Raw genomic sequence first — 7,280 nt, forward strand, 5'->3', positions numbered from 1 at the left:
TCGCGGACCGCGAAATACCACTTATGGCCGATCCCCGCGCCGGAGCCGCGCCCGCAGGATGAGGCCCGTGCCCGATGAAGACCTGCATCCCCTCAGGGGAGGCCCCGCCATGCCCTCCCCCGGCCGGCCGCGGATCGCCGCGCTCGACGTCCTGCGCGGGTTCACGCTGTGCGAGATCCTGCTCGCCAACATCCAGCTGATAGCCAATGACGGCACCGCCGTCGTCGCGCAGCCCATGGGCGCCTGGGATCCCTGGCTCGGGCTCCCGATCTTCTCCCTGCTGTTCGGCATCGGGTTCTCGCTGCTGCTGGACTCCGCCGCGAGCCGCGACCCCCGCCCACGGCTGGTCCTGCTGCGCCGGCTGCTGGCGCTGCTCGCGATCGGCCTCGGGCACATGCTGCTGTGGCCGGGCGAGGTCCTGACCAAGTACGCCATCGTCGGCATGCTGGTGCTGCTGCCCTCGACCTGGCTGCCGCGCTGGGCCGTGGCCGGCCTGTCCGCCGCGCTCATGACGGTGGCGGTGATCAGCGGCGGCGGGCCCCTGCTGATCGCCGGGCTGTTCCTGCTGGGCTCGGCCCTGGTCCGCTACGGGGTGATCGACAAGATCGACGGCTCCACCCGGGGGCCGGTCCTGCTGGGCCTGGCCTTCGCGGCGGGACTGGCCGCCGCTCTGTGGGCACGGTCGGTGACGGACCTGCCCGCCACGTCCACCCTGGCCGACCTGCTGCTCGCCGGGGTGTACGTGTGCGTCCTGCTGATCCTGCTCAGAACGCCGCTTCGACCGGTGCTGGAGCTCCTCTTCGCGCCGCTGGGCCGGATGGCGCTGACCAACTATCTGACCGCCACCCTCCTCGTCCTGGCCGCCGCCCACCTCCTCGGCCTGCCGATCGGCCTGTCGTCGTCGGTGGCGTTCCAGGCCGCGGGCGTCATCCTCGCGGCCCAGTGGTTGTTCTCCACCCTCTGGCTTCGCCGCTACCGTCAGGGTCCCCTGGAGTGGCTCTGGCGCTGGGCGACCTGGGCCCGCCGCCCTACCCTCCGCATGAACGGAGTCACATGATCGCGGACGAGACACCGCTGCTGCCGGACGTGGTCCGGGCCTACCCGTTCTCCTGGGGCTCGGGCTTCGTCTGGCCGCCGGAGCACGAGGAGGACCTGGCCTACGCGCGGGCCGTACTCGAAGCATGCCTGCCTCGGGCCGCGCTCGCCGCGCCCGAGCCGCCGGAGGAGCCGACCGTCTGGGAGTGCGCGGACGACGAGTACCCCGAGTGGACCACGATCCGGGCCCTTCTGCGCGTACGCATGCCCTACGCCCGGCACGTCACCGCCGAGCGCATGGCCGACGTCAAGGCCGAGTGCGCCCGTCAGGGCATCGACACCATGGACTTCGAGGAGATCTGGACCCGGCGCGTCACCGCCTGGATCGCCGAGCGGACCCTGAGCTGGTGCGGCCTCATGGTCGACGACGAAAAGGCGCTCACCCCCTGGCTCATGAACCTCGCCGAGCTGTACGTACAGCGCGGGATGGCCGTCGAGAAGGCCGTGGAGGCGCTCCTCTGCACCCAGGCCGTGCCCGAGAGCCGCGCGGCTCTGACACGCCTGGCCACGTACGAAGGGCTGCCGACTGAGATCCGTGAGCGCATCACTGGACGGCGCCGGACTGGGTGAGGAGGTTCTCGTACCAGGAGGCGTAGGGATGGTTGGTCGCCGGGTGGTTGGCCAGCGGGGTCGTCGCCTGGTTCGCACTGTCGAAGTCCCAGCCGCGGACGAGCCGCCCGGCTCGCCGTGCCGAGGTGATGAAGGCGGACTCGCCCGCCGGTGCGGCGTAGAACAGGGCGCCCTGCTGGAGCTCGGCGGCGTCGCCCTTCTGGAACTCGTCGAAGGCGATCTGCGGGTAGCCGATGCGGTCGCCGGTGACGCGGTCGGTGTCCACGCGCAGGGTCTGCGCCGGGGTCGGGCCGTCCGCCCCGGTCCACACCCGCACGCTCGACGTGCCGCGGGCCGAGGTGGTCTTGTCGAAGTGGGCGTCGGAGGTCTTCGCGTTGCCGCTCCACGTGACCGTCGACGTGCCGCCGTTCAGCAGGCCGTCCCACGTCCAGTTCTGGCTGTTGCTCTGGCTGCGGTGGATCTCGCGCAGCCGCGTGCCGGCCGGGTCCGTGAACGCGACCGTGGGCAGCACGCCGTTGTCGTACTGGCGGCTGGCGGACCAGCTGATCTCGCCGTCCGCACCGAGACGCCCCACCCGAGACCACAGTGTGGTCGCGTTCTGGGACTGGTGAACCTCAACCACGTCGCCGTTGTCGTTCAGCGCGACGGCGGGCGTTCTGCCGTTGTCGTAGCGCCCGTGGCGGAGCCAGGTCACCCGGCCGTCGTCGTACCTGCCGGTCCAGTACCAGAGCACGCCCGAGCCGGAGTCGTGCACCTCGACGATCTGCCCGTTCGCGTTGATCGCGATCGCCGGGTCGCGGCCGATGTCACGTCGGTACTCCGCGCGGCTCTTGCCGTTGCCGGAGAGCAGGGCCAGGACGCGGCCGCGCAGCGAGTCCAGCTGCGGGGTGCTCGCCGGGTAGTCCTCGGCCCGCAGCAGCCGCGGCCCGAAGACTTCGATGAGCTCCTGGTTGAGCGCGGCCAGGTTGCCGGCGGCGAACGACGGGTTGTCGGTCAGATCGTCCTTGAGGTCGAGCATGACGACGAGCGGGGCGGCTGTCGGATGCCGCTCGGACCAGGTGTCGATCACGTCCAGCCAGTCGCGCAGCAGGTTCGAGGCCGGGTTGCCGGAGTGGTCGACCTGATCGCCGGGGGAGTCGTGGCCGATGGCGTAGTCGTGCGCCGTGGCGTACCCGTTGTCGTGGACGTCGAGCTCGATGAAGCGGACGCCGTGGTCGAGCTGGTAGGTGATGGAGTTCCTGGCGCCGTCGATGTTGCCGGAATAGCTGTTGTGCGTGGCGCGGAAGATCGCCGACGATAACGGCAGGTCCGTGGCGGCCTGGGCGTTTCCGCTGATCAGGAGCACGGACGCGGCCATGGCGAGCACAGCTCTTGTACGGGTCATCCTCGGGTCCTCGTGGTGGGGGGCGGCGGGAACCTCGATGGACGCCATGATCCACATGGATCGATGATCTGTCCACCGTCTGTTTCACCGGGGTTCGCGCACGTGCCTTGGCCGCGCGACCGCGTAAAAGGGCGTGCACAGAGCGTGGATTTGGTCACTGACCTGCGCACGCTGTCGGCCACACCCTGAGATGCCGGCGTTTCGGCAGGAAACGCAGGTCACCTAGAGGGAGAAACGGCATGCGATCTCACAAGCTCGTACTCGCGCTCGCACTGACGGCGGGCCTGGTCGTCCCGGCGGCCGTGGCCTCGCCCGCCGGCGCGACCGCCAAGGCCTCCACGTGCAGGGTGGAGCTAAATTTCGTCGACGCACACGACACGGACGAGAACGGCGGCGACGAGATCAAGGTCAACCTCGCCGGGTTCATGTATCCCACCGGCAACCGGTACGTCGCCATGAGCAACGGTGACCGCGCCTATTCCGGCAACTTCGCCAACCCGACCACCACCATCGGCACCACCGGGTCGGCGCTGTTCAGCCTGCGCGAGGTCACCCCGCCCGCCGTCGGCCAGGGCAAGGTGCTCGGCTCGGTCACCGCCTGGGGCTTCACCTGCGCCGGGCTGGCCACCGGCCAAACCACCGACATCCCGCAGCACATCTTCGGCAACGGCTACTGGTACTACATGAGCCTGGTGATGACCGGCCTGTAGTCCCGACATGGCCACCGGGAGTGCGGAGCGGCCGCTCTCAGACATGCTTCCTGTGCCTGGGAGCGGCCGTCGTTCGGTCAGTCTCCTACGCCCTACCGCTCAGGCGAGCCTGATCTTCCCCTTCGCGACCTTGATCCTCTTCTGGGCCAGGGGCCGCTTGGCGGGTCCGTTCAGCACACGACCGGTCGTGGCGCTGAACTTGCTGCCGTGACACGGGCAGTTGATCGCGCCACCGCTCACGCTCGCCACCGTGCAGCCCTGATGGGTGCACTTGGCGCTGAAGCACTTGTAGAGGCCCTTCTTGGGCTGAGTGATCACGTACTTGCCTTTGACGATCTTTCCGCCACCGACGGGAATGCCCTTGGTGCTGGCCAGCACGGGGCCGGCCGCCTCCGACTCCGCCTCGGCCGCGCTCGGCCACAGGAAGACGACGCTTCCTGCGCCCGCGGCGCCGACCCGGGTGATCAATGCACGACGTGTGAGCATGATTGCCTCCTCAACCATCCACACGTACGCAGATCAAGGAATGGTTCGGGAGGTTTTCGGTCGATGACTTGGGCCTGGAAGCGGCCGTCCTCGGTCAGAGATCGAACTCGCCGCGGCCGGCTCCGTGGAGGAACGCCTGCCACTCCTGGTGCGTGAACACCAGCGCGGGCCCGTCCGGGGCCTTACTGTCGCGTACGGCCACGACGCCGGGCAGGTTGGTCGCCACTTCCACGCACTGGCCGTTGTCGCCGCTGGCGCTCGCCTTGCGCCACTCCGCATGCTCAAGGTTCACTTTGTCCATTTCCTTACCGCATCCTCTATGGATTGCTGTGAAACTGATTGGGAATATGCGTCAGCTCTGATGTTGTCATACCTCATTTTGAGGCTGGCGACCGAATCATGATCACCCGTGACGTGACCAGTGAGAACGGAGTCGGCCGACACCACCTCAGCGCCATTGCGGAGCCGTGCCAGCGCGAACGCGCTCATCATGCCAGCCGCACAACCCGCCGCGATAGGCACGAGTTGGACAGTGATACGTGGATGCCGACTCAACTCCAACAGATGGCGAAGCTGGTGTACGAAGACGTCCGTCCCTCCGAGCGGACGATGAAGAACGCTCTCCTCGATGAGGGCCAAAAAGACCGGAGGGTTCGGGTGCTCGAAGATCTGCGTACGGCGCGCCCGTGCCTGTACGCGCTCCTCTACGCGATCAGCAGGGGTCATTGTTGAGAAGGTCGCGCGAGAGTATTCGGGAGTCTGGAGCAGTCCCGGAACGAGCAGCGGGTCCCACGTCTGCAGGATGAGCGCTTGCGGCTCGATCTCCTCCACCCAGCGTGCGAACCATCCGAGAGTGGGTGAATGGGAGATTTGCCTATGTAGCTTCGCGAAGTGGCTGTCGAGTTGAAAGACACGGTCCAGGGCCTCGGCGAAGTCGAGCGTGGGTGTCCGACGTCCTCGTTCGATGTGACTGACGAGGGACGTATGACAGAGCATTCGAGTGCTCAGGGTGGCCTGGGACATGCCCGCGTCCTTGCGGCGATGCTCCATGTCAGAGGCGAATCGTGCCCTTGGTGACATTTGGTCGCCGATGCTGCTTTTCATATCGCTCCTCGACAGCCCGCTTTGCTCCATCTCTCCGACTCTCACTGTCCGCGACAGTACAACTACGTTTAGTTGACTGTCCATACAGTTCTTGAGTCGCCTTTCGTCGCTCAAGTTTCGCCAGGTAAAAGCCCACTTCGTGGCCGTCGGTACGCATGCTGTTACTCCAGGAAGTCATGGAGACACATCGCCTGTCGCAGGAGGCGGCGGATGCGTCTCGCGGAGACGGAAGGAGGTCGGCGTGAGGTGCGCAACCATGAGGCGGTACTCACCGCCTGCGATGAAATCGGCGGTGATCGTATGACCGCAGCGCGACTATCTGACGGACAACAGGCGTACCTCTTCCTGGTGCGCCTCGCCTGGGACCTACGCGAACTGGGCCTGGGCTCCCTGCTCGACCTCTCCGTACGGACGGAGCCGGCCGTAGTGATCAACCAGGCGTCCACCCAAGTCAAAATCACCGCCATCCAGCGCCAGAACGTCTGGTTCTTCACCTGGGGCCCCGGCCGCAACCAGTCGACCTGGGTCGGCGCAGAGGGCGTCGCCTCCCACATCGCCCGCTGGGCGACACGATGAAAACCTCCCTCACCCGCCGCACCTACACGGCCCTTCCGGCGGACCCTCGCTCGGTCTCGATCGCCCGCACGTACGTTACCCGGATCCTCGCCGACTGGAGACGCGCGGAGCTGACCGACGACACCCAGCTCATCGCCAGCGAGCTGCTGACCAACGCCATCAAGGCAACCCAGAACGCCCACAAGCCGAACGACCCGACGTACGCAATGTTCGCCGGGTACGACTGCCACCCGTGGCTCGGCCTGCACCAGGTAGGCGACGGCGTAGTCCTGGAGATCTGGGACTGCAACCGCAACCCGCCGAAACTGCGCGCCCCCGAGCCGTGGGAACTCGGCGGCCGTGGCCTTCAGGTGATCAACAACCTGGCTGCGAGCTGGGGCTACCGCTGGCCGAACACCGGCGGCAAGATCGTCTGGGCCATCCTGGCCGTCTCACCATGACCAGCCCAGGCATCTGGCCCTGCCCACAACTCGCCCCACACCCACCCACCCGGACCGGCCGGCAACTGACGAGATTCGACTGGACAGCCGAGAGGCCGTACCGCGTCCGGGTCCTGGCCTACACCTGCTCCTGCCGCACGATCGTGTACGAACTGCTCGCGTCCGGCGGTAGGTACGTGATCCGCCGCGTTTACCAGGTCGAACCTCGGAAGGAGACATACGCCGGACCATGGCTTCGCTGCGAAGCGGACCGTATGTGGGCCCTGATCCTCACAGATGAGGCGTTCTTATGAACAGTCATGTGACCACTACCCCTATCCTCTTCGGCGGCAGCAGTTCGACCGGGTGAGCGGCCCTGATCTCGCACCGGCTCCTCGTAAACCGCGGCGTAGAGTGCACCCTGATGGAAGCGATGCGCTTCGGAAGAGGCAGGTCACGGGTCGACATGGCATGGATCCGTGATGGCGACGGTCTCCCTCGATCGCGTCATCGATACATCGCCATTGGCTCTCTTTAAGTCGGCCTCAAGCCGGACGCACCACATCCTCCCCCAGGCCGGGAAACGTGTTCGTGAGGATCCTGAGGAGTTCGGCTGCACGCTCCCGATCGAGCTGAAGAGTCTGGCTTGTTTTCTTTTCAGACTGTCGGCCATCCGAACCATATGTACTGAGCTGTAGCAGGATGCCCTCATCTGCTTGGATCACCTGGTACCCGCACTCAACCTCTGTGGGGTGCGGCCCTGCGGTCTTGGTGACCCGGAAGAACTCCTTGATCTTCGCCATGGGGACATCCTGGTCGCGATCCGGCCGCTAGGGAAGGGGGCTAAGGTTTTGGCGTTCTTGGCGGACACTAGCCTCGGGCTTTCGCGGGGAATTTGAGCCGGGCTGATCGTTCACATGAGAAAAGTGCCTTTGA

10 protein-coding genes are annotated in these 7,280 nt (G+C 66.5%); 5 read left to right on the forward strand and 5 right to left on the reverse strand.

Going from position 1 to position 7,280, the window contains the following annotated elements:
• Positions 1–67 precede the first annotated feature (67 nt).
• On the forward strand, positions 68–1,057 hold the full coding sequence (locus tag IEY87_RS41020) for a DUF418 domain-containing protein (protein WP_225278127.1): 990 nt from the start codon (positions 68–70) through the stop codon (positions 1,055–1,057).
• Complete coding sequence (locus IEY87_RS41025; protein WP_189144275.1) at positions 1,054–1,665, forward strand: hypothetical protein; 612 nt, start codon at positions 1,054–1,056, stop codon at positions 1,663–1,665. Before IEY87_RS41020 ends, IEY87_RS41025 begins: the two co-directional genes overlap by 4 nt.
• On the opposite strand, the gene IEY87_RS41030 is transcribed toward IEY87_RS41025, so the two are convergent.
• On the reverse strand, positions 1,640–3,106 hold the full coding sequence (locus tag IEY87_RS41030) for a PI-PLC domain-containing protein (protein WP_225278126.1): 1,467 nt from the start codon (positions 3,104–3,106) through the stop codon (positions 1,640–1,642). The two genes, IEY87_RS41025 and IEY87_RS41030, sit on opposite strands and share 26 nt — an antisense overlap.
• 182 nt (positions 3,107–3,288) lie before the next feature.
• On the opposite strand from IEY87_RS41030, the gene IEY87_RS41035 reads away from it, so the two are divergent.
• A complete protein-coding gene (locus tag IEY87_RS41035) occupies positions 3,289–3,759 on the forward strand; it encodes a hypothetical protein (RefSeq protein ID WP_189144276.1) in 471 nt (156 codons plus the stop codon).
• Positions 3,760–3,858: 99 nt separating this feature from the next.
• On the opposite strand, the gene IEY87_RS41040 is transcribed toward IEY87_RS41035, so the two are convergent.
• From IEY87_RS41040 to IEY87_RS41050, 3 genes are all read right to left on the reverse strand, one after another.
• Entirely contained in the window at positions 3,859–4,245 is a 387-nt protein-coding gene (locus IEY87_RS41040) for a Rieske (2Fe-2S) protein (protein WP_225278125.1), read from the reverse strand.
• A gap of 94 nt (positions 4,246–4,339) precedes the next feature.
• Positions 4,340–4,546: a DUF397 domain-containing protein gene (locus IEY87_RS41045; protein ID WP_189144278.1), complete on the reverse strand. Its 207-nt coding sequence runs from the start codon at positions 4,544–4,546 to the stop codon at positions 4,340–4,342.
• The gene (locus IEY87_RS41050; protein ID WP_189144279.1) at positions 4,534–5,349 is read right to left on the reverse strand and encodes a helix-turn-helix domain-containing protein; all 816 of its coding nucleotides are present in this window, start codon (positions 5,347–5,349) and stop codon (positions 4,534–4,536) included. The genes IEY87_RS41045 and IEY87_RS41050 overlap by 13 nt, the downstream gene beginning before the upstream one ends.
• Positions 5,350–5,649: 300 nt before the next feature.
• On the opposite strand from IEY87_RS41050, the gene IEY87_RS41055 reads away from it, so the two are divergent.
• Entirely contained in the window at positions 5,650–5,925 is a 276-nt protein-coding gene (locus tag IEY87_RS41055; protein WP_189144280.1) for a hypothetical protein, read from the forward strand.
• Positions 5,922–6,365 carry an ATP-binding protein gene (locus IEY87_RS41060; RefSeq protein WP_189144281.1) on the forward strand — a complete coding sequence of 148 codons (444 nt, stop codon included), beginning with the start codon at positions 5,922–5,924 and terminating at the stop codon, positions 6,363–6,365. Before IEY87_RS41055 ends, IEY87_RS41060 begins: the two co-directional genes overlap by 4 nt.
• Positions 6,366–6,889: 524 nt before the next feature.
• Here the strand turns inward: IEY87_RS41060 and IEY87_RS41065 are convergent.
• A complete protein-coding gene (locus IEY87_RS41065; RefSeq protein ID WP_189144282.1) occupies positions 6,890–7,147 on the reverse strand; it encodes a hypothetical protein in 258 nt (85 codons plus the stop codon).
• Positions 7,148–7,280: the final 133 nt, after the last annotated feature.

Origin of the sequence: Nonomuraea glycinis, from assembly GCF_014646515.1 — a bacterium.
GTDB lineage: Bacteria > Actinomycetota > Actinomycetes > Streptosporangiales > Streptosporangiaceae > Nonomuraea > Nonomuraea glycinis.